The sequence below is a fragment of the Micromonospora sp. NPDC007230 genome (assembly GCF_042869115.1).
Taxonomy (GTDB): domain Bacteria; phylum Actinomycetota; class Actinomycetes; order Mycobacteriales; family Micromonosporaceae; genus Micromonospora.
The window spans coordinates 172133-196076 of the sequence record NZ_JBIAFE010000007.1 but is presented as its reverse complement, the minus strand read 5'-3'; the positions used below and the strand labels follow the sequence as shown (position 1 = coordinate 196076).

Here is a 23944-nt window from a genome sequence, read left to right as displayed (position 1 = left end):
TCCCGCGCCGCACGGCGTACCGGCGGTATGGACCGCCGATTCGGTGCAGATGTGGACTTTGTAAGGATGATACCCGCGCTCGACCGGGCCGGTCCCGGTCGTGCGGGAAGGGGACAAACATGATCGGCTCGGCGCCCACTCCGCCGGAACTGCTGGAGATCGCTATCACGGTGGCCCGGGACGCCGCCGCCACCGCGCACCGGATGCGGGCCGAGGGAGTGTCGGTCGCCGCGACCAAGAGCACGGTCACCGACGTGGTCACCGCCGCCGACCGGGCCGTCGAGCGGCAGGTGCTGGCCGCCCTGCGTACGCTCCGCCCCGGCGACGCGGTGCTCGGCGAGGAGTACGGCGCGGGGGAGACCGGGCCGGCCGCCGACGGCGGGGTGCGCTGGATCGTCGACCCGATCGACGGCACGGTCAACTACCTGTACGGGCTGCCGTACTGCGCGGTGTCGCTGGCCGCCGAGGTGGCGGGCGAGGTGGTGGCCGGGGTGGTGCGCAACGTCGCCACCGGGGAGGAGTGGACGGCCACCGCGGGTGGCGGCGCCTGGCGGGACGGGGAGCGGCTGCGCTGCTCCGCCGAGACCGACCTGGGGCAGGCGCTGGTGGCCACCGGGTTCGGCTATGACGCCGGCCGCCGGGCGCACCAGGCCCGGGTGGTCGCCGAGCTGATCCCGCACGTCCGGGACATCCGCCGGATGGGTGCCGCGGCACTGGACCTCTGCCTGGCCGCCGAGGGGCGGGTCGACGCCTACTACGAGAAGGGGCTGGCCGCCTGGGACCTGGCGGCGGGCGGCCTGGTGGCGCGCGAGGCGGGACTGCGGGTGACCGGCCTGTCCGGGCGGCCGCCCGGACCGGACCTGGTGATCGCCGCGCCGCCGGCGCTCTTCGAGCCGCTGCACACCCGGCTCGCCGCCCTGGACGCCTCCGGCGGCCCCTGACTACTTGTCCTTCTCCGACGTCGGGCAGGTGCCGGTCGGGGCCTCCGGGGAGCCGAGGTCGCCGAGGGACTGGTTGACCTCGGTGGTCGTGGCGAGCTGCTGGAAGGCGTTGCCGAGGATCACGTCGACCGTGTCGTCGGTGCGCTTCGCGTCGTACTGCTGCTCGGCGTTGTCGAGGAAGTAGGCCCGCAGCAGGTGCGCGGAGCCGACTCCCTTCGGGCCGAAGCGCAGCACGGCGACTTCGTCCACGGCCTTGGGGGCGTTGCCGACCTTCTTGACCTGGAACTTGCGGTTGCGGAAGTCGTCCGCGACGCTGCCGGCCCGGCCGACCTCGTCGGTTCCGTTGTAGACGTTGATCTTGACGTCCTTCGGCTCGCGCAGCGTGACGTCCGCGAGTGGCCAGCCCTTCGGGCAGCCCGCAGCGGTGCCCGCCTTGCCCTGGGTGTCGCGGACCATCGCGACGATGACGAAGACCAGGGCGAGGACCGCCAGCAGACCGACGACAACGAGTGCGCGCACTCGTGCAAAGCTCATCTGGGCGCTCCCCGATACAGAGATTGGGTGGTGGCCGTCGGCGGTCGGTCCGCCCCGCCGGCCGTCAAGTACGCCGCTGAGGTTAACGGTTGTCCGGCCGTGGCGTGGAAACAGCCCGACATGCCGGCGCGCCACCGAGGGAACGGGTAGTACTACCCCTATCTTCGTGTCGCCTGAGTCACATTGGGAACAACTTCGGGCGCAGGGGCGTACATCTCTGCCACGAGGGCGGTATACATGCCTCGCCCAATGGGGGGGTAAGGTTCCGCGCTCGCTGGGGTGTTCTTCTCTGGCGGACTCGGCCCACCGGTCGTCGGGTCGGGTGACCGACACAAAGTGGTGGCCGGCCAGTGGAACCGAAACAGCGTCCTCCGGCGTTACACCCGGAAGTGACCATATCGATATGGGAGAGTGAAACCGATGGCCACCGACTACGACGCCCCGCGTCGCGACGAGGTCGACCTCGGCGAGGACAGCCTCGAAGAGCTCAAGGCCCGGCGGGTCGACTCACAGTCGGGCGCCGTGGACGTCGATGAGGCCGAGGTGGCGGAGAGCTTCGAGCTGCCCGGCGCTGACCTGGCCGACGAGGAGCTCACGGTCAAGGTGCTGCCGATGCAGCAGGACGAGTTCCGTTGCGCCCGCTGCTTCCTGGTCCACCACCGAAGCCAGTTGGCGGTCGAGCGCAACGGTGAGCTGATCTGCCGCGAGTGCGCCTGATCACGACGTGTCTCACCGGCGGCGGCCTCCTCGATGGGGCCGCCGCGGTCCGAGCCGCCGTGCGGCGGTGGCGGGAAGCTGCTTGACTCGTACCGGCGGCTGTCACGCCGCCCAGAGACGGGAGGGCGGACGGGTGAGTGAGCACAGCGGGCGGGCCGGGGCACCGGACGCCGCCGGGACCGGCGCCCAGGGGCCGACCGACCGGCCCGCCGAGCCGTCCGCGCCGGCCGTCGGGGGAGCGGTCGAGCCCTCCGCGCCGGCGGCCGGGGGCGGTGACGAAGGGCAGCTCGGCGCGACCGTCGCCGCGCTGACCGCGGACGACATCGCGCCGGCCCGGCGCCGGCAGTTGCTCACCCGACTGGTCGGCCAGGCCCGTGCCCGTGGCCTCGCCGACCTGTTCAAGCCGAAGGCCGCGGTCCGCTGGATCACGGACACGGTCGCCGAGGTCGCCCCGCACGTACCGGTCCGCGACCTGGCCACGCTCCGGCGGCACTTCCCCGGCCTGACCGACGACGAGCTGGCCGAGCGGCTGATCCGCAACGCCGCCCGGGCCACCGCCGGGGTCGGCGCGGCCGGCGGCGGGGTCGCCGCGGTCGAGTGGACGGTCACCCCGACCCTGCTCACCGCCCCGGTGCTGCTGGCCGCCGAGACGGTCGCCGTGGTCGCGATCGAGCTGAAGCTGGTCGGCGAGCTGCACGAGATCCACCGGGTGCCGCTGCCCACCGGCGGCACCCAGCGAGCCGTGGCCCTGATCCAGTCCTGGTCCAGCCAGCGGGGGATCAATCCGATGCTGCCCGGGGTCGGGGTGGGCGCGGTGCTGGGCACCGCCGCCCGCCGGGAGCTGCGGGACAGGCTGCTGCGCCGCTTCGGCCGCAACCTGACCACGCTCGGTCCGTTCCTGACCGGTGCCGCCGTGGCCGGCTACCTCAACCGCCGGGCCACCCGGGCCCTCGCCGACCAGCTCCGCAAGGACCTCCGCCGGAAGAGCCGGGAACTCCCCGGCTCCCGCCCCGCCCTGTCCTGACCGCGCCGCGCCTGCGTGCCGCCCGGTCAAGCGCCTCCGGCACGGAAACGGGGCTCTCCGCCGGGGCACAGCCACTCGTTCCGGGAACCTGCCCGCAGCAGGGGCGGTGGGTCAGGCGGCGTCGCGGGCGGCGAGGATCGCCGTGGCCAGCTCGACCGGGTGCCGGGTGCTGACCACCCAGAACGGGGTCGGGTCGGCCGGGTCGTCCAGCACCACCTGCACCGCGCCGCCGATCCACGGGCGCTGCACCACGAAGGCCAGCGGGTCCGACCCGACGCCGAGCACCTCGCGCCGGCCGGCGGCGTCCAGCGGGACCACGTCGGCGACGTACCGCACCGGGAGGCGGGCGTCGTCCACCCGCAGCTCGCCGTCGCGGACCGCGACCCGGATCCGGCCCAGCCAGCAGAGCGCGACCAGGACCGCCGGGATCAGCAGCACGAACGGCAGCCAGGACCGGACGCCCGTGGCACCCATCCAGAGCTCGGTGGCGAGCAGCCCGGCGACGGCGAGGCCGGCGGGCCAGGCCCACCACGGCAGCCCGAGCCGCTCCGCGTACTCGCGGGTGGCGGTCACCGGGGGGGTCGTGGCGGACGAGGACGACGACAGGCTCACAGTCCGAGGGTACGGCGCACGACCGGCCGGCCAACCGGCAGGATGGCAGGGTCACCCCCGCAAGGACCGGACGGAAGAGGAAGACCGTGACAGACGTCGTACCCGTGCCCGTACGGCAGCTCGATCCGGAGCTGCCGCTGCCGGCGTACGCCCATCCCGGCGACGCCGGCGCGGACCTGGTGGCCGCCGCGGACGTGGAGCTGCCGCCCGGCGGGCGCGCCCTGGTGCCGACCGGCGTGGCCATCGCGCTGCCGGAGGGGTACGTCGGGCTGGTGCACCCCCGATCGGGGCTGGCGGCCAGGCTCGGCGTGACCGTGCTCAACGCGCCCGGTACGGTCGACGCCGGCTACCGGGGTGAGATCCTGGTCAACCTGATCAACCATGATCGGGAGACACCGGCGAAGATCAGCCGGGGTGACCGGATCGCGCAGCTCGTCGTCCAGCGGGTCGCGCGGGCCGAGTTTCAGCCGGTGGCGGAGCTGCCCGCGTCCCGGCGCGGGACCGGCGGGCACGGGTCGACCGGCGGGCACGCCGGGCTGGTCCCGGCCCCGGCGAGCGGGCGGACGGAAGAGGTGGCAGGGTGAGTGTGAGCAGCGGAGGGCGGGCGCAGTGATCTTCTCCCGAAAGCGGGCCGGCGAGGCGCGGCACGCGCGTGACGAGCGGGCCGACGAGGTCCTCGACTCCCCGGCGACCGAGGAGTCGACCGCGTCGGCGGCGTCCCGGGGCCCGTACGACGTCTCCGAGGCGCCCGACGCGCCCCGGCTGGACCTGGGCAGCCTCCAGATCCCGGCGGTGCCGGACGTCGAGGTGCGGGTGCAGGCCGACCCGCAGGGCGTGATCCAGCAGGTCGTGCTGGTGCACGGCGACAACGCGCTGCAGCTGGGCGTCTTCGCGGCGCCCCGGTCCGAGGGCATCTGGGACGAGGTGCGCGAGGAGATTCGGCAGTCGCTGTACAACGACGGCGCGGCCGCCCAGGAGGTGCAGGGGGAGTACGGCACCGAGCTGAAGGCCCGGGTCCGCACCCCGGACGGGCTGACCGACCTGCGCTTCGTCGGCATCGACGGCCCGCGCTGGATGGTCCGCGGCGTCTACCAGGGCGAGGCGGCCAACAACCCGGCCATCGCCGGCCCGCTGGCGGCCTGCCTCGACGGCCTGGTGGTGGACCGGGGCCAGGAGGCCAAGCCGGTCCGCGAGCCGCTGCCGCTGCGGCTGCCCCGCGAGGTGGCCGAGCAGCAGGCGGCCGAGCAGCAGGCGGCCACGCAGCAGGCCGCGCCGGGGCAGCGCGAGGCCTGAGCCGTATCGCACGGGCCCGGCCCGTCGGCTCCCGTCGACGGCGCCGGGCCCGTCGCGTGTCCGGCGCCATCCGGCGGACGCCGGCTCCGCGGACCGGCCGGATCGGCGTACGCTGGCGGGACGGTTCCGCATCCCGGGGCCGAGCCAGTGCCGGCGCGGCCGGCCAGCGTGGAGAGGGTGACGCGGAGGTCATGACGACCGACGAGAGCCGGGTGTCGCTGCGACGGCTGCTGCATCGGCTCACCGCGAGCGAGGCCGAGATCGAGGCGCAGGAGCTGCGCCGGGAGAGCGCGGAGTCCGGCGGCATGCCGGCCCAGCAGTGCCTGCGGGGCCAGGTGGTGTCGATCAACGGGCGGCTCCGCACGGTGGTCTACACGCCCCGGACCAACCTGCCGACGCTGGAGGCCGACCTCTACGACGGCAGCGACGTGGTCACCCTGGTCTGGCTGGGCCGGCGGCACATCGCCGGCATCGAGCCGGGTCGGCACCTCACCGCCCGTGGCCGGCTGGCCGTCCGGGACGACCGCAAGGTGATCTACAACCCGTACTACGAGCTGGAGTCGCCGAAGTGACGACCGGACAGCATCGGTCCGCCGGGCCGGAACTCGGGCCGGAGGACGACGAGCGCCTGCCCAGTCTCGCCGAGCAGATGGCCGACCAACTCGGCGGCTGGCGGGGCCTGGTCGAGTCGAGCATCCCCGTGGTGGTCTTCGTGATCGCCAACGTGCTGGGCGAGCTGCGCCCCGCGGTGATCGCCTCGGTGGCGGTGGCGCTGCTGATCGCCGGGCTGCGCCTGGCCCAGCGCCGGCCGATCCGGCACGCGGTCAACGGGCTGGTCGGCATCGCCATCGGCGCCGCCATCGCCTGGCGGACCGGCGACGAGCGGGACTTCTACCTCCCCGGCATCCTCTACGGGATCGGTTACGGGCTGGCCCTGCTGCTGTCGGCCGCCATCAAACAGCCGCTGGTGGGCTGGATCTGGTCGGTGCTGGTCGCCCGGGGCCGCTCGGAGTGGCGGGACGACCCGCGGCTGGTGCGCACCTTCACCCAGCTGACCGTGCTCTGGGGCGTGGTGTGGCTGGCCAAGGTGGGCGTGCAGGCGGGGCTCTACCTGGCCCACCAGGACACCCTGCTGGGCGTGGCCCGACTCGCCCTGGGCTACCCGCCGTACGCGCTGCTGCTGCTGATCACCGTCTGGGTGGTGCGCCGGGTGACCCGGGAGACCACGGCGACGCCGCTGCCAGGCGCCTGAGCCCGCCGGCCGTACCGGAACGCCGGCCGGCGGGACCGAACGGCTGCCGTCAGGCGCCGTCGCGGGTGCGCTCGACGCTGTCCGGCCCGAGGATCACCGCCCGGACCTCGTCCTCCACGGCGGCCGTGCACACGAAGACCAGCTCGTCGCCGGCCTCGATGGGGTCGTCCGGGCTGGGCACCAGCACCCGCTTGCCGCGCAGGATCGCCACCAGCGCCGCGTCGCGGGGGATCGGCACGGCGTGGATCGGCTCACCGACGTACGGCGCGGTGGGCGGCAGGGTGATCTCGACCAGGTTCGCCTCGCCCTGCCGGAAGGTCATCAACCGGACCAGGTCGCCGACCGTGACCGCCTCCTCCACCAGGGCGGCCATCACCCGCGGCTTGCTCACCGCGACGTCGACGCCCCACTGCTCGGTGAACAGCCACTCGTTCTCCGCCCGGTTGACCCGGGCGACCACGCGGGGCACCGCGAACTCGGTCTTGGCCAGCAGGGACACCACCAGGTTGACCTTGTCGTCACCGGTGGCGGCCACCACCACCTCGCAGCCGGCGATGTTGGCCTCCTCCAGGCTGGCCAGCTCGCAGGCGTCGGCGAGCACCCACTCGGCGGCCGGCACCCGGTCCGGCCGGAGCATCTTGGGCTGCCGCTCGATCAGCATCACCTGGTGCCCGTTGTCGATCAGCTCCTGGGCGATGGACCGGCCCACGTTGCCCGCGCCGGCGATGGCGATCCGCATGGCTCAGTGCCCCCCTTCCGGCGGCGCGGCCGCCACCGAGGTGACCGACGGGATGATGTCGTCGGTCACCAGCATGAAGACCTGGTCGCCCTCCTGCACCACGGTGGAGGCGGTGGGCAGCGTGCCGATCCCGAACCGGATCAGGTACGCGACCCGGGCCCCGGCGGCCTCCTCCAGCTCCCGCAGCGACCGGCCGATCCAGTCCTTGTGCACCGGCACCTCGATGATCGACACGGTGCTCGTCGGGTCGCGGAAGATCTCGACGTTGCCCTCGGGAACCAGGTGCCGCAGCATCCGGTCGGCCGTCCACCGGACGGTGGCGACGGTGGGGATGCCCAGGCGCTCGTAGACCTGTGCCCGGCGCTGGTCGTAGATGCGGGCGGCCACCCGGGAGACGCCGAACGTCTCGCGGGCCAGCCGGGCCGAGATGATGTTGGAGTTGTCGCCGCTGGAGACCGCCGCGAAGGCGTCGGCGCGCTCGATGCCGGCCTGGCGCAGCACCTCGCCGTCGAAGCCGGCACCGGTGACGGTGATGCCGGCGAAGTCGGGGCCGAGGCGCCGGAACGCGTCCGCGTCCTGGTCGATCACCGCCACGGAGTGCCCCCGGGACTCCAGGCTGTGGGCGAGGGTCGACCCGACCCGGCCGCAGCCCATGATCACGACATGCACGGTGTCCGCTCCTCCCACGGTCCGCCCGGTGGACCCGTCGACTGCGAGCCTGCCACGTCCCCGTTGCCGGCGGGGAGCCGACCGTACCGCGCGGACCTGCGCGGGGGTGATCAGCCACCCCCACCGCATTCCCTGGACTGGTCGTACCCTTGGCGGTTGTGGCCAGACCCACCTCGCTGCTGAAGCGACTCCTCGTCGGTCGACCGTTCCGGTCCGACCGCCTCCAGCACACCCTGCTGCCGAAGCGCATCGCGCTGCCGGTCTTCGCCTCGGACGCGCTCTCCAGCGTCGCGTACGCGCCCGACGAGATCCTCCTGACGCTCTCCATCGCCGGCGCGTCGGCGTTCTTCTTCTCGCCGTGGATCGCGCTCGCGGTCGTCGTGGTGATGCTCACCGTCGTGGCGAGCTACCGGCAGAACGTGCACGCCTACCCCTCCGGCGGTGGCGACTACGAGGTGGCCACGGTCAACCTCGGCCCGCGCGCCGGCCTGGCGGTGGCCAGCGCGCTGCTGGTCGACTACGTGCTCACGGTCGCGGTCTCGATCTCCTCCGGGGTGGCCAACCTCGGCTCCGTGCTCCCGTTCGTGGCCACCCACAAGGTGCTGATCGCGGTCATCGCGGTGGCGCTGCTCACCGCGATGAACCTGCGCGGCCTGCGCGAGTCCGGCACGGCGTTCGCCATCCCGACCTACGGCTTCGTGATCGTGATCGGCGGCATGCTGCTCACCGGCCTGATCCGGATCTTCATCCTGGGCGACGAGCTGCGCGCGCCCAGCGCCGGCCTGGAGATCCAGGCGGAGCACAGCGTCACCGGGTTCGCCCTGATCTTCCTGCTGCTGCGGACCTTCTCCTCGGGCAGCGCCGCGCTCACCGGTGTGGAGGCGATCTCCAACGGGGTGCCGGCGTTCAAGGCGCCGAAGAGCCGCAACGCGGCCACCACCCTGCTGCTGCTCGGCGTGATCGCGGTGAGCATGCTGTTCGGCATCATCTGGCTGGCCCGGCTGACCGGCCTGCAGTTCGTCGAGTCCCCGAGCCAGATCGTCTCCGGCCCGCCCGGGTACGTGCAGAAGACCGTCACCACCCAGCTCGGCGAGGCGGTCTTCGGCAACGGGGTGCTGCTCTACGTGGTCGCCGGGATGACCGCGCTGATCCTGTTCCTGGCCGCCAACACCGCCTTCAACGGCTTCCCGGTGCTCGGCTCGATCCTGGCCCAGGACCGCTACCTGCCCCGCCAGCTGCACACCCGCGGCGACCGGCTGGCCTTCTCCAACGGCATCGTCTTCCTCGCCGTCTTCGCGGTGGTGCTGATCGTCGGCTTCCAGGCCGAGGTGACCCGGCTCATCCAGCTCTACATCGTCGGCGTGTTCGTCTCGTTCACGCTCTCCCAGGCCGGCATGATCCGGCACTGGAACCGGCACCTGCGCACCGAGCGGGACCCGGAGGTGCGCCGCCGGATGGTGCGGTCCCGGGCGATCAACGCCTTCGGCATGGCGCTCACCGGCACCGTCCTGATCATCGTGCTGATCACCAAGTTCCTGCTCGGCGCCTGGATCGCGATCGCCGCGATGGCGGTGATCTACATGCTGATGCTGGCCATCCGCCGGCACTACGACCGGGTCGCCGCCGAGCTGGAACCGACCGAGACCCGGGGTGTGCTGCCCGCCCGCAACCACGCCATCGTGCTGGTCAGCAAGCTGCACCAGCCGACGCTGCGGGCCATCGCGTACGCCCGGGCGACCCGGCCGGACACGCTGACCGCGGTGACCGTGAACGTGGACGAGAAGGACACCCGGAACCTCCAGGCCGACTGGGAGCGGCGGGAGCTGCCCGTGCCGCTGACCGTGATCGACTCCCCGTACCGGGAGATCACCCGGCCGATCCTGAACTTCGTCGCCTCCACCCGCCGCGAGTCGCCCCGCGACGTGGTCACCGTCTTCATCCCCGAGTACGTGGTGGGCCACTGGTGGGAGAACCTGCTGCACAACCAGAGCGCGCTGCGGCTCAAGGGCCGGCTGCTCTTCGAGCCAGGGGTGATGGTGACCAGCGTGCCGTGGCAGCTCGCCTCGACCGCCAACAAGAACCTGGACCGGCTGGACGCCAACCTCAGCCGCGGGCCGGCGCGGGGCCCCCGGGTGGCCCCCCGCAGCACCCTGCCACCCACCGTCCCGCCGGTGGCCCCCGCCCCGCCCGGCGAGAGCGGAGACCGCGCGTGACGGCGCCGGTCGACGGGCGGCGCGGGCTGGAGGAGGCCGAGCGGGTCGAACTGACCGTGGCCGCGGTCGCCCCGGGCGGGCACTGCGTGGCCCGGGTCGACGGCCAGGTGGTCTTCGTCCGGCACGCGCTGCCCGGGGAACGGGTGGTCGCCGAGGTGACCGAGCTGCACAAGGGCTTCGCCCGGGCCGACGCGGTCGAGGTGCTGGCCGCCTCCCCGGACCGGGTCGAGCCACCCTGCCCGTACGCGAAGCCGGGCCGCTGCGGCGGCTGCGACCTGCAGCACGTCGCCCCCGACGCCCAGCTCGACTGGAAGACCGCGGTGGTGCGCGAGCAGCTCACCCGGCTCGGCGGCCTCACCGACCCGCAGGTCGACGCGCTCGGCGTCCGGGTCGAGGCGCTGCCCGGCGGGCCGCTGGGCTGGCGCTCCCGGGTCCGGTACGCCGTCGACGGCGCCGGCCGGGCCGGGCTGCTCAAGCACCGCTCGCACGAGGTGGTGCCGATCGACCGCTGCCTGATCGCCCACCCGGCGATCCAGGAGCTGCCGGTGCTCGCCCCCGCCGGGGCCCGCTGGCCGGACGCGGACGCGGTCGAGACGGTCGCCGCCTCCGGCGGGGACGTCAGCGTCACGGCGTACGCCGAGGGGGTGCCCACCCCGGTGAGCGGCCCGGCGGTGGTCCGTGAGGTGGCCGCCGGCCGGGAGTGGCGGCTCCCCGCCTCCGGTTTCTGGCAGGTCCACCCGGCCGCGGCGGACACCCTGGTCGGGGCGGTGCTCGACCTGCTCGACCCGCGCCCCGGCGAGACCGCCTGGGACCTGTACGGCGGGGCCGGACTGTTCGCCGCGGCCCTCGCCGGCCGGGTCGGTGCGGCCCGGGTCACCCTGGTCGAGTCCGCCGAGCCGGGCGTGGCCGCGGCCCGGGAGAACCTGGCCGACCTGCCCGCCGTGGAGGTGGTCGCGGCCCGGGTGGAGACCGCGCTGGCCCGCCGCCGGGTCACCGGCCCGGTCGACCTGGTGGTCCTCGATCCGCCCCGCTCCGGCGCCGGCGCGCCGGTGGTGCGGGACATCGTCGCCGCCGGCCCGCGGGCGGTGGCGTACGTGGCCTGCGACCCGGCCGCCTTCGCCCGGGACGTGCGCACCTTCACCGGCCTGGGCTGGCGGCTGGCCGCGCTGCGCGGCTTCGACCTGTTCCCGATGACCCAGCACGTCGAGCTGGTCGGCCTGCTCCTGCCGCCGTCCTGAGCCAGGCCGGCGGGTCACGATTCCCGCCGGCCGGCGGGGCCTTCGCACCCCCCATCAGGCTGCCGTGATCCACGGCCGAGCTGCGGGCTGTCGGGCGGCCGATAGACTCTTCGGTCATGAGTGTTGAAGAGGGCACGGCCAACCACGGCCGACTGCTGGGCACCGTCCGGGGCCCGCAGGACGTGAAGCGGATGACGGCCGAGCAGCTGGACATCCTCGCCGCCGAGATCCGTGACTTCCTGATCGCCAAGGTCTCCCGCACCGGCGGGCACATCGGGCCCAACCTCGGTGTGGTGGAGCTGACCCTGGCCATGCACCGGGTCTTCGACTCGCCGCGGGACCGGCTCCTGTTCGACACCGGCCACCAGGCCTACGTGCACAAGATCATCACCGGCCGGCAGGAGGGCTTCGACAAGCTCCGCCAGCGCGGTGGCCTCTCCGGCTACCCCAGCCAGGCGGAGAGCGAGCACGACCTGATTGAGAACTCGCACGCCTCCACCGCCCTGTCGTACGCCGACGGGCTCGCCAAGGCGTACGCGCTGCGCGGCGAGCGGCGCAGCGTGGTCGCCATGGTCGGCGACGGCGCGCTGACCGGCGGCATGTGCTGGGAGGCGCTGAACAACATCGCCGCCGCCGGCAACCCGCTGGTGATCGTGGTGAACGACAACGGCCGGTCGTACGCGCCGACCATCGGTGGCCTTGCCGACCACCTCTCCTCGCTGCGGCTCAACCCCGGCTACGAGAAGGTGCTCGACACCGTCAAGGAGGCCCTCGGCTCGACCCCGCTGGTCGGCAAGCCGATGTACGAGGTGCTGCACGCGGTCAAGAAGGGCATCAAGGACGCGGTCGCGCCGCAGGCCATGTTCGAGGACCTCGGCATCAAGTACGTCGGCCCGGTCGACGGCCACGACGTCGCCGCGGTCGAGTCCGCGCTGCGCGCGGCGAAGAACTTCGGCGGCCCCGTGATAGTGCACGCGGTCACCCGCAAGGGCTACGGCTACCGCCCGGCCGAGGAGGACGAGGCGGACCGCCTGCACGGCCCCGGCGGCGCCTTCGACGTCGAGACGGGTCAACTGGTCGCCGCGCCCTCGGTGAAGTGGACCCACGTCTTCGCCGACGAGCTGGTCAAGATCGCCGACGAGCGGCCGGACGTGGTCGGCATCACCGCCGCGATGGCCGAGCCGACCGGGATCGCCAAGCTGGCCCGTAAGCACCCGAAGCGGGTGTACGACGTGGGCATCGCCGAGCAGCACGCCGCCACGTCGGCGGCCGGCCTCGCCATGGGTGGCCTGCACCCGGTGGTGGCCGTCTACGCCACGTTCCTCAACCGGGCTTTCGACCAGGTGCTGCTGGACGTGGCGATGCACAAGCTGCCGGTCACCTTCGTGCTGGACCGGGCGGGCATCACCGGCCCGGACGGCCCGAGCCACTACGGCGTCTGGGACATGTCCGTCTTCGGCGTGGTGCCCGGCCTGCGGATCGCCGCGCCCCGCGACGCCGGCAGCCTCCGTGAGGAGCTGCGCGAGGCGGTCGCCGTGGACGACGGCCCGACCATCGTCCGCTTCCCGACCGGCACGGTGGCCGCCGACCTGCCGGCCGTGCGCCGGGTGGGTGCGGTCGACGTGCTGGCCGAGTCGGCGCGTACCGACGTGCTCCTCGTCGCGGTCGGCTCCTTCGGCCAGCTCGGCATGGAGGTCGCCGCCCGGGTGGCCGAGCAGGGTTACGGGGTCACCGTGGTGGACCCGCGCTGGGTCCGCCCGGTCCCGGCCGAGCTGGTCGAGCTGGCCACCGCGCACCGGCTCGTGGTCACCGTCGAGGACGGTGTCCGGGTCGGCGGCGTCGGCGACGCGCTCGGCCAGGCCATGCGGGACGCCGACGTCCGGGTGCCGCTGAAGGACCTGGGGGTGCCGGCCGACTGGCACCCGCACGGCACGCGGGCGCAGATCCTGGCCGATCTGGGCCTGACCGCGCAGAACGTGGCCCGCGACGTCACCGGCTGGATCTCCGGCCTGGACGCCCAGCCCGTCGAGCCGGCCGCCTCCGAGGCCACCGCCAAGAACTGACTCGGCACGCGAGCGGGTGGGGTCCTGCCCCAGCAGGGCCACCCACCGCAGCTAGGGAAGATTTCGGTAGGAAGTGGCCCCTCCAGGGGCCATTTCCCACCAAGATCGCAGCGTGACCCGGAGGTGCACGGGCAGCAGCAGGGGCCGGCGCGTGGTTTCATCTGGTCATGATCGAGCCCGTTCGTCGCATGGCCTATCAGCTGTACGCCCGCCGCCTGCGAGCGCAGTTGGTCGACGTCGCACTGCCCCGGCACGTTGCCATGGCGATGGACGGGAACCGGCGGTGGGCCAGGCAGATGGGCTTCGACGACCCACGACTGGGGCACCGGTACGGGGCGGAGCACATGCACGAGGTGCTGAGCTGGTGCGCCGAGTTGAGCATTCAGCACGTCACCCTGTTCGTCGCCTCTGTCGACAACGTACGCAAGCGGGCCTCCGACGAGGTGGAGCACCTGATGCGGATGATCGAGGAGGTGGTGGCGGAGCCACTGCTGCGGCCGGGCAACCCGTGGCAGCTACATGTGGCCGGCCGCCCGGACGTGCTGCCCGACTCGACGCGCCACGCACTGAAGCTGGCCGAGGAGGCGACCGGTGCGCGCGGCGGCAACTTCCATCTCACGGTGGCCGTCGGCTACGACGGCCGCGAAGAGATCGTCAACGCGGTCCGTTCGCTGCTGGAGCAGGAGGCGCAGACCGGCGCTACCGTCGATGACGTCGCGCAGCGCCTGACCGCCGAGGACATCGCGGCGCACCTGTACACCGGCGGCCAGCCCGACCCGGATCTCGTCATCCGCACGAGTGGAGAACGCCGGATGTCGGGCTTCCTGCTCTGGCAGGCCGCGTACTCCGAGTTGTACTTCTGCGACGTGTACTGGCCCGGCTTCCGGAAGGTCGACTTCCTTCGCGCCCTGCGTTCCTACGCGGCACGCAGCCGGCGATTCGGTGGATGAGCATCACGAGAGCCGGCCACCCGGGAGTACGGGCGGGTGACCCAGGCGGGCGCTCGGGGCGCGAAGGTCAGCGTCCGCCCACGGAGCGGTACCAGGTCTGCTCAGTGCCAGCCAGGCTGAACGTCTGACGAGAGTCCGGCTGCGGCATCACGACCAGGCCCGGCCGGTCGACCAGGCGCGACGCCCCGGGCGGGGCGGCGAACGAGGTGTCCCGGCTGGCCCGCCAGGTCAGCACCGCGAGCGGCTGACCCGGCATCGGCAGGTGGTACGCCTGCAGGGTGGTGGACCGGTCGGCGGGGGAGACCACCGGGGCGCTGCCGTCGCCCGGGCGGTAGACCAGCGCGGTCATCGTGCCGGTGGCGCTCTCCCAGGTGAGCTGCTGCAGGTCGCCCGGCTCGCCGCCGGCCAGCGCCACCTCGCCCAGCGACCGGACGGCGACCTTCGCCATCGGCCAGGACTCCGGCGCGGAGCGGGGCGCCAGCCGATCGCCGATGCGGCGCGGCACGCTGCCGAACGGTCCGGTGGTTTCGGCGAGAACGCAGGTGTCCAGCCCGGCCAGGGCGCGCTTGCCGGTGCCGGTCTCGTCGCGTACCAGGGGATAGCGGGGGTCGGCGGTGGCCGTACCCAGGTCGAGGACGCGGTCGGCGGCCCGGCCGCGCGGCAGCGACCGGGTGGGGCGCAGCGCCGCGGTCAGCTCCACGGCCCGGCAGGCCGGCACGGCGAGCGGCTCGGTGAGGCCGTCGATGCTGGCCAGCGCGCGGCCGTCCGGCCCGAGCAGCCGCTCCACCCGGGCCGAGGTGAGGTAGCGCCGGCCCTGCGGGAGTCGCACCGGCAGCACGTCGGAGTAGACCAGGTAGCCGGGGTCGGTGTATTCGGTGGCGTGGGCGACCCGCCAGCGGTCCTCGGCGCGGTCGAGCTGCAGCAGCCAGGACGCGCTCTCGCCGGGCACGTCGGCGGCGACCAGGGCGAGCGGTGATCCGGCCACGTCGCCGGTGTAGAGGATGCCGGAGGTGGGCAGGTGTGCCCGGTCGTCGACCGGCGAGCGCCAGTCCCGGACGGCCGCGCTGATGGCGGCGGTCGCGGCGGCGTCGCCGGCCAGGCTGCCGCGCGCCGGCCAGACGGTCAGCGGCCCGTCCAGGCTGTCGTAGCCGACCCGCAGGTCCGCCGACTGGCGCCCGGCGACGGGCCCGCACCCGGGCGCGGCCAGCAGCAGGGTCAGCAGCGCGGTGGCCACCGTGCCGCGTCGGCGGACTGAAGCCACCTGTACGCCCCCGATCGCGTCGTTGGTCGTGTTTGCGAGCCACATGGTACGAGACGGCCCGTCGTCCGGCCGCGCCCGGCTCACCCCCTTCGGATGCTCGCCACAGTGGACGGTGGTGTGCCTTTCGCGGCCATTTTCCGGCTCCGGTAGACTCCGCCGACTGTGACGCCTGCCGAGCCCCGTAGCGACTCGCCAGCGGACGCCGACGCCCCGACGGGCTCCGCCTCCGTCACCACCGCGGCCCCGCCCGCCCCCGATCCCGCCCCTGACCCCGGCAACGGCCGGCCGGCCGCCCGGCCGCGCCCACGCTGGACGCCCCGCCGGCAGGACCTCGCCATGTACGGCATCTTCCTGCTGGCCGCGCTCTGGGTGACCAGCCGGATCTGGGTCGACCCGGCCGGCCGGGTGGCCGCCCTCTACAGCAGCGACCCGGCGCAGGTGCAGTTCTTCCTCGCCCACTCGGTACGCGTCGTGCTGCACGGCGAGTTCCCGTTCTACACCGACCAGTTCAACTACCCGGACGGGGTCAACCTGATGGCGAACACCGCCATCCTGGCCCTCGGCATCCCGATGGTGCCGATCACCGTCCTGTTCGGACCGGCGGTCTCCTTCGTCACGCTGGTGACGCTCGGCCTCGCCGGCACGGCCGCCGCCTGGTACCGGGTGCTCTCCCGGCACGTGGTGCGTACCCGGCTGGCCGCCGCCGTGGGCGGCTGGTTCTGCGGGTTCTCGCCGGCGATGCTGTCGCACGCCAACTGGCACCCCAACATCATCTCCCAGTTCCTGTTGCCGTTCATCGTCTGGCGGGTGCTGGTGCTGACCCGCTCCACCCGCCCGGCCCGCGACGGCGCGCTGCTCGCCCTGCTGGTCACCGCGCAGGCGTTCATCAACGAGGAGATCCTGCTCTTCACCGCGCTGGCCTGCGGCGTGTTCCTGCTGGCGGTGGTCGCGCAGCAGCGGGAGCGGTGGGCCACCGCGTGGCGTCCCCTGGGGACCGGGCTGGCGGTCTGCGCGGTGCTCGCCGGGTCGCTGCTGGCGTATCCGCTCTGGGTCCAGTTCGCCGGGCCGATGGCGTACCACGGGCTCAGCGACACGGTCCGCGACTACGGCAACGACATCGCCTCGTTCTTCGCCCCCGGCTCGCCCACGCTGGGCGGCCACGAGCGGGCGAACGTCAACCTCGCCCCGAACTACTCGGAGGAGAACGCCTTTTTCGGCTGGAGCCTGTCCCTGCTGGCCGTCGGCATCGTGGTCTGGCTCCGCCGGGAGGTGATCGTCCGGGCGCTCGCGGTGACCGGGCTGTTCTTCGCGGTGCTCTCCCTCGGTGAGCGGGTGTCCTGGTGGGACCGGGAGCTGGTCACCGGCCCGTGGGAGCTGCTGGTCCGGCTGCCGCTGCTCGACGCGGTGGTGCCGACCCGGTTCGGCCTGATCACCACCGTGGTCATCGGGATCCTGCTGGCCCTCGCCGTGGAGCGGGCCTGGTCGCTGCGGACCGCCGAACGCCGGACCGTACGGACCCTGACGGTCGCCGGTCTGGTGCTGGCGCTGCTGCCCATCGCGCCGATGCCGTTGGAGGTCACCACCCGGCCGGAGGTGCCCCGGTTCATCACCGCCGACCGGTGGCGGCGGTACGTCGGCCCGGACCAGACGCTCGTGTCGGTGCCGGTGCCGAGCATGGGCAACACCAACGCGATGCGCTGGGCGGCCAGCACCGACCTGGCCTTCAAGATCCCCGGCGGGTACTTCCTCGCCCCACGTAACGGGGTCACCGGCGACCCGGGCCGCTTCGGCGGTCGGCCCAGCGGCATCGGCGACCTGCTCGCGGAGGTCGCCGCCACCGGGCGTACGCCGAAACTCGACGACCGGCAGCGCCGGCGCTTCCTGGACGAGCTGCGGCACTGGCGGGCCGCCGTCGTGGTGCTGCCGCTCGACCAGCCGAACGCCGACCCGCTGCGGCAAACCGTCGAGCAGCTGATCGGGCCGGCCCGGCAGGAGCTGGACGTGTGGTTGTGGGACGTCCGGACACTGACCAGCCGGTCGGCCTGACCGCCCCGCCGGACCCGCCGGCGGCCCGGTCGCGGCGTCGGCGCCTCCGCCTGGTCGACGCCCTCGTGGTCGCCGGCTACCTCGGCCTGGCCGTCCTGCTCACCGGCGAACAGTGGCGGCGGCCGGAGCGGCTGTTCCACCAGGCCGGCGACCAGATGCTCTTCGAGTGGATGCTGGCCCGGGCGGCCCGGGCGGTGACCGCGGGGGAGAGCCCGCTGCACAGCACCGCGCTGAACGCCCCGGACGGGGTGAACCTGATGGCCAACACCTCGGTGCTGGGGCTGGGCCTGCCGCTCACCCCGGTCACCCTGCTGTTCGGCTCCCAGACGGCTTTCCTCGTCGCCGTGGTCGCCTGCCTCGCCGGCACCGCCACCGCCTGGTACGCGCTGCTGGCCCGCCGGCTGGTCCGGTCCCGGGCCGCCGCAGCACTGGGTGGGCTGTTCTGCGGCTTCGCGCCCGGCATGGTGTCGCAGGCCGGGGCGCACCTGCACATGGCCGCCCAGTTCCTGGTCCCGGTGATCCTCGCGCTGGTGTTCCGCCCGGCCACCGACCGGGTACGCCGGGACGGGGTGCTGCTCGGGCTGGCCGTCGCCTACCAGGTCTTCCTCGGCGAGGAGGTGCTGGTCTTCGTGGCGCTGGCCGCCGGGGTTGTCGCCGGGGCGTACGCGCTTGCCGACCGGGCGGCCGCCCGCCGGCTGGCGCCCGTGGTGCTGCGCCGGCTCGGGGTCGGCGCGCTGGTGGCGGGGGCCCTGCTGGCGTACCCGCTGTGGTTCCAGTTCCGCGGCCCGGGCCACTACGCGGGGATGCCGTTCTTCGCCCAGGGTTACCGGCTGGACGTCGCCTCGTTCACCGCGGGGGCCCGGCAGAGCGTGGCCGGGGACGACCGTCACTCGCGGCTGCTGGCGCCGAACCCCACCGAGCAGACCTCCTTCTTCGGGCCGTTCCTGCCGCTGCTCGCCCTGCTGGTGGTGGTCCGGCTGTGGCGGCGGCCGCTGGTCCGCGCCCTCGCGGTCTGCGGGCTGCTGTTCGCCCTGCTCTCCCTCGGTACCACGATCGTGGTGAACCGGCACGACACCGGGCTGCCCGGGCCGTACCGGCTGGTCGCCGGGGTGCCGCTGCTCGACCTGGTGGTGCCGGCCCGGTTCGCGCTGGTCTGCATACCGGTGCTCGGGGTGCTGCTGGCCCTCGCGCTGGACCGGCTCCGCCACCGGTCGGTCCGGACCTGGGCACCCTGGGCCGGGGCGGTCGCCGCCGCCCTGCTGCCGCTGGTCCCCACCCCGATCCGGACCGTGCCGGTGGTGCCGGTGCCGGCCTTCGTCGCCGACGGCGGCTGGCGGGCGTACGTCGCGCCGGGCCGGACGCTGGTGCCGGTGCCGCCGGTGACCGGTGCGGCGAAGAGCCCGGCCACCTTCTGGTCGGCCCGCACCGGGCTGGCGTTCCACGCGCCGGGAGGCTACTTCATCGGGCCCCGGAGCGCGGACGACCCGACCGCGCGCTGGGGCGCGCCGGACCGCCCCACCTCATTGCTGCTGCGGCGGGCCGCCGAGACCGGTCAGGTGCCGCCGGTCGGCGCCGCCGAGCGCCGCCAGGCGGTCGCGGACCTGCGGCACTGGCGGGCGGCGGTGCTGGTGCAGGCCGGCTCGTTCCCGGGCGACCCGGTCCGGACCACGGTGGACGCCCTCGTCGGCCCGGGCCGCGACGTGGCCGGCGCGTACGTCTGGGACGTCCGCCCCCTGGTCGGCTGACTGTGCGCATGGCGGGGTCGGTTCACAGCCGGTCGCGGACGTCCCAGAGCCAGACGTCGTCGATCCGCTGCGGCGGCCCGAGCAGCGCGGTCATCAGGTCGCGCAGCACCGCCTCGCGCGGGTGCGCGCCGAGGACCACCACCGACGCCTTCCAGAAGCGCAGGTCCTCGACCGCCTGACGGCGGTGCTCCGCAGTGATCGCGGGGACCTTGTTCGCGTCCATGGTGGCGTAGATGAGCGTGCTGGTCGGCCGGTTCGGCGCGCCGAAGACCCCCGCACCGTTCTCGTTCGGGCCGATGAAGTAGCCGGCGGGGATGGGGAACTCCTGCCTGGTCAGCGCGCTCCAGCGCAGGGTGGGCAGGCCGTGCACGTTGCTCGGGATCGGCACCGGGACCAGCGTCCGGCCGTCCGGCACGTACGGCCGCCAGCCGCCCGCGGTGATGAAGTGCGGCGGCGGGTCGATCCGCTCGGCCGGCAGCGGGCGCGGGAAGAGCGGCAGCAGGGCCGCCACGATCGCCGCGTACCCGATGCCGCGCAGCCAGCGGCGACGCGGGCCGGCAGCCGGCGGCGTCCCGGTGTCCGTCCCGGCGCGCTGCCTCGGCACCAGCGGGCGGCCCGCCCCGGCCAGGGCGTTCCAGGCCAGCGCGAGCAGCACGCCGACGGCGCCGGCCACCACCAGGGCCAGCCGGGTCGGCATCATCATCTCGACCAGCGGCAGGTCGTCCGGCACGTACGCCCAGGGGCCGTCGACAGTGGTCTCGACCCCGTCGAAGCGCACCTTCGGGCCGATCGCGGCGACCGTGAAGACCACCACCAGCACGGCGACGATCCGGGCCGGCAGCGAGCGGCGTACCAGCAGCACCAGGGCGACCAGGGCGACCAGGACCAGCGGCCAGCCGAACCAGGTGTTCTGCTCGGTCAGCCCGATGGTCTGCTCGACCGCCTCGTCACCGGCCACCGTGTCCCGGGCGAAGGTGACGAAGGCCATCAGGTCCTCGCCCCAGTTGTGGAAGACCCCGCCCTGCAGGCCCCGGTAGGACTGCGGCCCGTTGAACTGGAACCAGATCGGGTAGGCGGTCAGCAGCAGGGCCAGGCCGCCGCCCACGCCGAGCGCGGCGAGGAACGTCGCCGCCCGCTCCCGCGCCGCGCGTGGCCGCTGCACCACGTACGCCACCACGATGACCAGGCAGGCCAGCGCGGTCAGCAGCAGCATCTCCTCGTTGATGAAGATCTGGTACGCCACCAGCAGCCCCAACGCGACGCCGTTGCGCAGCCGGCGGCCCGGCTCGCCGAGGCGCAGCACCCGGGCCACGATCAGTGGCAGCAGGAAGTTGGAGACGAAGTTCGGCTGCCCGTTGGCGTGGTGCACGATGCCGGGGGCGAAGCCGAGGAACACCCCGCCGACGAAGGCCGCCGCGCGGGAGCGGACCAGGTGCCGGGAGAGCATCCAGTACGAGGTGGCCGCCGTCGCCGACAGGGCCGCGCCCAGGTAGAGCGCGTACATCACCTGCGGGCCGAGGAGCAGGGTGAGCGGCGCCAGCGGCAGGGTGACGCCGAGCAGCGAGGTGTTCGCCATCATGTTCACCCCGTCCGGGGCGTTCTGCCGGGCGGTGAAGAGTGGGTTCTCCAGGTGCCGCACCGAGTAGGCGCCGTGTGCGAAGAGCCACTCGAACCAGCTGTGGTCCGTCGGCAGGTGCGAGGAGACCCGGTGCTGCACGTCTCCCCAGTAGTTGAGGCAGACGAGAACCCCGAGCAACACATAGGCTCCGATGGCCAGCACGTCGGCGCGGGCCGGCCGTCGCCGCGGCCGGCGTGGCGGGACCGCCGCGACGGGCTCGACCACGACGGGCGACGGGTTCAGCGAGGGGTCTACCACCGGCACAGCCACGACGGGCCATCGTACAGGCGACCCGGCGGCACCCCGCCCGGCCGGTACGCCCGCCGCTGGTGGGCCGGGCGGCTGCCCGGGAAGGGGTGATCGTGACGGTCATCGATCTGGGCGAGCTCCGCCGCGACCCGGCGCCGGAACCGGCGCCTCGCCCGCCGCGCGCCGTCAGCCGGCCGTACCGGGTGCTGGCCGTGCTGTTGGCCGTCCTGTGGGTGGTCGCCGGCGGAGCCCCGCGCCCGGAGCGCGCGATGGCCATCGTGCCGGCCCGGCTCGGCGCGGACGTCTTCCTGGCGGCCGGCCGCCTCTACCTGGTGGATCCGTTGGACCCGCAGCAGGGTACGGGGCGGCTGCTGGTGGCGTACCGGATCCCGGCGGAGGGGCCGCCCGCCGTCCTGTGGCGCTCCTCGCTCCCGGCCGGCGGCGGCGACGTGTGGCTGCTGCAGCAGGGCGGGACGGTGCTGGTCAGCGGCCGCCCGGTGGGCGGCCCCGAGGGCGTGTTCCGGACGACTGCCCTCGACGCCGGCACCGGCCGGTCGGGCTGGCAGCAACCCGGGGCCAGCTACCCGGCGGGCGACGACGTGCTCCTCCAGAACCTCGACGTTTCCGGCGAGGGCTCGCTCCGCCGGGTCGACGCGGCGTCCGGCCGGACACTGTGGTCGGTGCCGACCCCGCTGGACGGCCCCAACCTGCGCTTCGGCCCCGACGGCGTGGACCGGATCGTGCTGGCCGCCCCCTCCGGCGAGGTTGAGGTGCGCGACCCCGCCAGCGGTTCCCTGCTGGCCGCCCGCAACATCCGCCCCGGTCAGCTGCCGAGCTGGCAGCGGAACCAGATCGTCGGCGACCTGCTGCTGGTGATCAGTGACAACGGCGGCACGGTGACCGGCTACGGCCTGGATCGGCTGGACCGGCGCTGGACAGCCCGGCTCGCCCAGGTCGGCTACCTGACCGACTGCGGCGACCTGCTCTGCGCCTACCGGCAGACCGGGGGGATGTGGGCGCTCGACCCGGCGACCGGCGTCGTGCGATGGAGCAACCCGCGCTGGCAGGCGGTGCTGCGGGCAGAACGCGGCTGGTTCCTGGTCAGCTCGGGCCACGGCAGGCCGGAAAGCTCCGCGTGGTCGGGCGGGGACCGGCTCGTGGTGGTGGAGGCGGCCACCGGCCGGGAGGTGGCCGACCTCGGCACCTGGGAACTGGCGAGCTGGCTGGAACCGGACAGCCGGCTGATCGGCGCCCGGCGGAGCCGGGACGGGCGCCTGCTCGTGGCTGAACTGGACCTCACGGCCGCCCGGAGCCGGGTGCTGGACGCGCTGCCCGGGATGCTCGGTGACTGTCGGACCGGCGGGGACGTGCTGGTCTGCCGGCGCACCGAGGGCGGGTTCGCGGTGTGGCGGCTGCCGTGAGTCAGCCGGCCGGCGGCGCGCCGGCCCGGCGGTCCACCGGCCGGTACGCCGCCCGGCCCATGGGCCGCGACGGAGTCACCAGTTGGCCTGCTCGGGCGGCGAGGGCAGCGGCACCGACGCCGGCCGGACCACGTACGTGACGCCGCCGCTGCCCGCCTGCCAGGCCGCCTCGAACGCCGCTCGGGGCACCGTCCGGCGGACCCCCTCGTCGTCCGAGGCGTACGGGTCGTTGAGCACCGGGTCGCCGTCGGCGGTGAAGCCGACCAGCACCATCAGGTGCCCCCGGGTGTCGTAGTCCAGCCCGGGCACCTGCCCCGCCACGAAGGCGGCCGACAGGATCAGCGGTACGCCGGCGGCGACGAACCGTTCCGCCTCGGCGAGGGAACGCAGCCGGGTGACGAAGGCGTCCACCCCGTGCAGCCCCGCGTACGCCGTGTTGAACGCCCAGTTCCCGGCCCCCGCGTACGCGTGGTCGTAGCAGTGCCGGGCGGCGTGCACCACCACCGGCCGCGGGCCGGGCGGGTCGACCCAGGCGTACCGGTCGGGGGCGGGCCCGGCGCCCCAGAAGTCCAGCACCATCGACGTGCAGGTGGGGCTGCACCAGGAGTCCCCACCACCGCCCCAGCGGGTCTCCCCGCCGGCGTGCAGCCGCTGCGAGTAGCGGGGCACGTCCAGCACCCGCCCCCGGGCGCCGGTCGGCGGCGGTGCCGCAGCCTCCACCGACCCGGCCGCGGCCCTGCCGGAGGCGACCGCGCCGACCGTGCGCAGCACCGGGCCGGCCGAGGCACCGGGGCGGCGGAACAGGCTGACCCGGACCTGCCAGCCGGTGACCACCGCGTCCCTGACCCGCAGGGTGTCCTCCGCCACCCGCGCGTCGTCGCCCGCCTGCCCGGGCACCGAGCTGCGGTGGATCGTCGCCTCGTCGGCCGCCCAGTCACCCAGCACGTACCAGCCGGTCGACGGTCCCGTCTCGGCCCAGCCGCGCAGCTCCACCCGCAGCCAGCAGCCCGGCGGGGTGTCCGCGGTCCACGACGGGACGATCTCGGCCGCCGGGAAACCCAGCCGGACCGGCGGGGACGTCCAGGTCGCCAGGTCGTAGCCGGCGGTGCTGCCGGTGTGCGGATCGGTGTGCTCGACCCGGCCGGCCGCCGGGCCGACCACCAGGCCGCCCGGGCCGGCGATCAGCCCGTCGGACGCCCCGCGGCCCAGTTCGTCCGGGAAGCGGAAGCGGTGGTAGGCCACGTCCCGCCCGGTGGGCGTTCCGGTCATCGGCAGCTCCTTGTCGCCAGGTGCCGGGAAGCATGGCGTACGCGAAGATTCTTTGCAACGGCGGCGCGGGATGCTGGTTTGGTGGCCGGC

General features: G+C 74.2%; 21 protein-coding genes. 14 read left to right on the top strand and 7 right to left on the bottom strand.

The genetic code is table 11. The annotated features are described in order from the left end of the window. Positions 1–119 precede the first annotated feature (119 nt). Positions 120–941 carry an inositol monophosphatase family protein gene (locus ACFYML_RS12800; protein ID WP_387420716.1) on the top strand — a complete coding sequence of 274 codons (822 nt, stop codon included), beginning with the start codon at positions 120–122 and terminating at the stop codon, positions 939–941. Here ACFYML_RS12800 and ACFYML_RS12795 read toward each other — a convergent pair whose 3' ends face one another. Continuing rightward, positions 942–1460 (bottom strand): LytR C-terminal domain-containing protein, encoded by a 519-nt coding sequence (locus ACFYML_RS12795; protein ID WP_387420815.1) that lies wholly within the window; start codon positions 1458–1460, stop codon positions 942–944. It lies immediately after the preceding gene. Between the two features lie 435 nt (positions 1461–1895). On the opposite strand from ACFYML_RS12795, the gene ACFYML_RS12790 reads away from it, so the two are divergent. Together ACFYML_RS12790 and ACFYML_RS12785 are read left to right on the top strand one after the other, a co-directional pair. After that, positions 1896–2192 carry a DUF4193 domain-containing protein gene (locus tag ACFYML_RS12790; protein WP_073835372.1) on the top strand — a complete coding sequence of 99 codons (297 nt, stop codon included), beginning with the start codon at positions 1896–1898 and terminating at the stop codon, positions 2190–2192. Between the two features lie 133 nt (positions 2193–2325). Continuing rightward, positions 2326–3216, top strand: a complete 891-nt coding sequence (locus ACFYML_RS12785) for a hypothetical protein (protein ID WP_387420715.1) — start codon at positions 2326–2328, stop codon at positions 3214–3216. Between the two features lie 111 nt (positions 3217–3327). Here ACFYML_RS12785 and ACFYML_RS12780 read toward each other — a convergent pair whose 3' ends face one another. Then, entirely contained in the window at positions 3328–3822 is a 495-nt protein-coding gene (locus ACFYML_RS12780; RefSeq protein ID WP_387420814.1) for a DUF3093 domain-containing protein, read from the bottom strand. Positions 3823–3914: 92 nt separating this feature from the next. Between ACFYML_RS12780 and dut the strand changes: the two genes are divergently transcribed. The 4 genes from dut to ACFYML_RS12760 all read left to right on the top strand — a co-directional run bounded on the left by dut (position 3915) and on the right by ACFYML_RS12760 (position 6373). Then, on the top strand, positions 3915–4412 hold the full coding sequence (dut, locus tag ACFYML_RS12775; protein WP_387420714.1) for a dUTP diphosphatase: 498 nt from the start codon (positions 3915–3917) through the stop codon (positions 4410–4412). 25 nt (positions 4413–4437) lie between these two features. Continuing rightward, positions 4438–5121: a DUF3710 domain-containing protein gene (locus ACFYML_RS12770; RefSeq protein WP_387420713.1), complete on the top strand. Its 684-nt coding sequence runs from the start codon at positions 4438–4440 to the stop codon at positions 5119–5121. A gap of 191 nt (positions 5122–5312) precedes the next feature. Then, positions 5313–5693, top strand: a complete 381-nt coding sequence (locus ACFYML_RS12765; RefSeq protein WP_357433347.1) for an OB-fold nucleic acid binding domain-containing protein — start codon at positions 5313–5315, stop codon at positions 5691–5693. Then, positions 5690–6373, top strand: a complete 684-nt coding sequence (locus tag ACFYML_RS12760; protein WP_387420712.1) for a DUF3159 domain-containing protein — start codon at positions 5690–5692, stop codon at positions 6371–6373. The genes ACFYML_RS12765 and ACFYML_RS12760 overlap by 4 nt, the downstream gene beginning before the upstream one ends. A 49-nt stretch (positions 6374–6422) precedes the next feature. Here ACFYML_RS12760 and ACFYML_RS12755 read toward each other — a convergent pair whose 3' ends face one another. Both ACFYML_RS12755 and ACFYML_RS12750 read right to left on the bottom strand, forming a co-directional pair. Next, entirely contained in the window at positions 6423–7112 is a 690-nt protein-coding gene (locus ACFYML_RS12755) for a TrkA family potassium uptake protein (RefSeq protein ID WP_073835377.1), read from the bottom strand. Between the two features lie 3 nt (positions 7113–7115). Beyond that, positions 7116–7781 carry a potassium channel family protein gene (locus ACFYML_RS12750; protein WP_387420711.1) on the bottom strand — a complete coding sequence of 222 codons (666 nt, stop codon included), beginning with the start codon at positions 7779–7781 and terminating at the stop codon, positions 7116–7118. A gap of 158 nt (positions 7782–7939) precedes the next feature. Between ACFYML_RS12750 and ACFYML_RS12745 the strand changes: the two genes are divergently transcribed. From ACFYML_RS12745 to uppS, 4 genes are all read left to right on the top strand, one after another. Then, on the top strand, positions 7940–9994 hold the full coding sequence (locus ACFYML_RS12745) for an APC family permease (RefSeq protein WP_387420710.1): 2055 nt from the start codon (positions 7940–7942) through the stop codon (positions 9992–9994). Then, entirely contained in the window at positions 9991–11232 is a 1242-nt protein-coding gene (locus ACFYML_RS12740) for a class I SAM-dependent RNA methyltransferase (RefSeq protein WP_387420709.1), read from the top strand. Before ACFYML_RS12745 ends, ACFYML_RS12740 begins: the two co-directional genes overlap by 4 nt. 116 nt (positions 11233–11348) lie before the next feature. Next, positions 11349–13295 (top strand): 1-deoxy-D-xylulose-5-phosphate synthase, encoded by a 1947-nt coding sequence (dxs, locus tag ACFYML_RS12735; protein ID WP_387420708.1) that lies wholly within the window; start codon positions 11349–11351, stop codon positions 13293–13295. Between the two features lie 167 nt (positions 13296–13462). Then, complete coding sequence (gene uppS, locus ACFYML_RS12730; RefSeq protein ID WP_387420707.1) at positions 13463–14245, top strand: polyprenyl diphosphate synthase; 783 nt, start codon at positions 13463–13465, stop codon at positions 14243–14245. A gap of 67 nt (positions 14246–14312) precedes the next feature. On the opposite strand, the gene ACFYML_RS12725 is transcribed toward uppS, so the two are convergent. Next, positions 14313–15506, bottom strand: coding sequence for a hypothetical protein (locus ACFYML_RS12725; protein ID WP_387420706.1), 1194 nt, complete (start codon positions 15504–15506; stop codon positions 14313–14315). A 162-nt stretch (positions 15507–15668) separates the two neighbouring features. On the opposite strand from ACFYML_RS12725, the gene ACFYML_RS12720 reads away from it, so the two are divergent. Further along, entirely contained in the window at positions 15669–17552 is a 1884-nt protein-coding gene (locus tag ACFYML_RS12720; protein WP_387420705.1) for a hypothetical protein, read from the top strand. Next, on the top strand, positions 17510–19297 hold the full coding sequence (locus tag ACFYML_RS12715) for a hypothetical protein (RefSeq protein WP_387420704.1): 1788 nt from the start codon (positions 17510–17512) through the stop codon (positions 19295–19297). The genes ACFYML_RS12720 and ACFYML_RS12715 overlap by 43 nt, the downstream gene beginning before the upstream one ends. A gap of 22 nt (positions 19298–19319) precedes the next feature. Here the strand turns inward: ACFYML_RS12715 and ACFYML_RS12710 are convergent, their stop codons facing one another. Next, positions 19320–21158 carry a hypothetical protein gene (locus ACFYML_RS12710; RefSeq protein ID WP_387420813.1) on the bottom strand — a complete coding sequence of 613 codons (1839 nt, stop codon included), beginning with the start codon at positions 21156–21158 and terminating at the stop codon, positions 19320–19322. A 119-nt stretch (positions 21159–21277) separates the two neighbouring features. Here ACFYML_RS12710 and ACFYML_RS12705 point away from each other — a divergent pair, with 119 nt between their 5' ends. Then, entirely contained in the window at positions 21278–22585 is a 1308-nt protein-coding gene (locus tag ACFYML_RS12705) for a PQQ-binding-like beta-propeller repeat protein (protein WP_387420703.1), read from the top strand. 75 nt (positions 22586–22660) lie between these two features. Here ACFYML_RS12705 and ACFYML_RS12700 read toward each other — a convergent pair whose 3' ends face one another. Then, positions 22661–23854: a peptidase C39 family protein gene (locus ACFYML_RS12700; RefSeq protein WP_387420702.1), complete on the bottom strand. Its 1194-nt coding sequence runs from the start codon at positions 23852–23854 to the stop codon at positions 22661–22663. Positions 23855–23944: the final 90 nt, after the last annotated feature.

Bases quoted from the DNA above. Each gene is read 5' to 3' on its own strand.
- ACFYML_RS12700 (WP_387420702.1), bottom strand. From the start codon at position 23,854: ATGACCGGAACGCCCACCGGGCGGGACGTGGCCTACCACCGCTTCCGC.
- ACFYML_RS12790 (WP_073835372.1), top strand. From the start codon at position 1,896: ATGGCCACCGACTACGACGCCCCGCGTCGCGACGAGGTCGACCTCGGC.
- ACFYML_RS12800 (WP_387420716.1), top strand. From the start codon at position 120: ATGATCGGCTCGGCGCCCACTCCGCCGGAACTGCTGGAGATCGCTATC.
- ACFYML_RS12755 (WP_073835377.1), bottom strand. From the start codon at position 7,112: ATGCGGATCGCCATCGCCGGCGCGGGCAACGTGGGCCGGTCCATCGCC.
- ACFYML_RS12765 (WP_357433347.1), top strand. From the start codon at position 5,313: ATGACGACCGACGAGAGCCGGGTGTCGCTGCGACGGCTGCTGCATCGG.
- uppS (WP_387420707.1), top strand. From the start codon at position 13,463: ATGATCGAGCCCGTTCGTCGCATGGCCTATCAGCTGTACGCCCGCCGC.
- dxs (WP_387420708.1), top strand. From the start codon at position 11,349: ATGAGTGTTGAAGAGGGCACGGCCAACCACGGCCGACTGCTGGGCACC.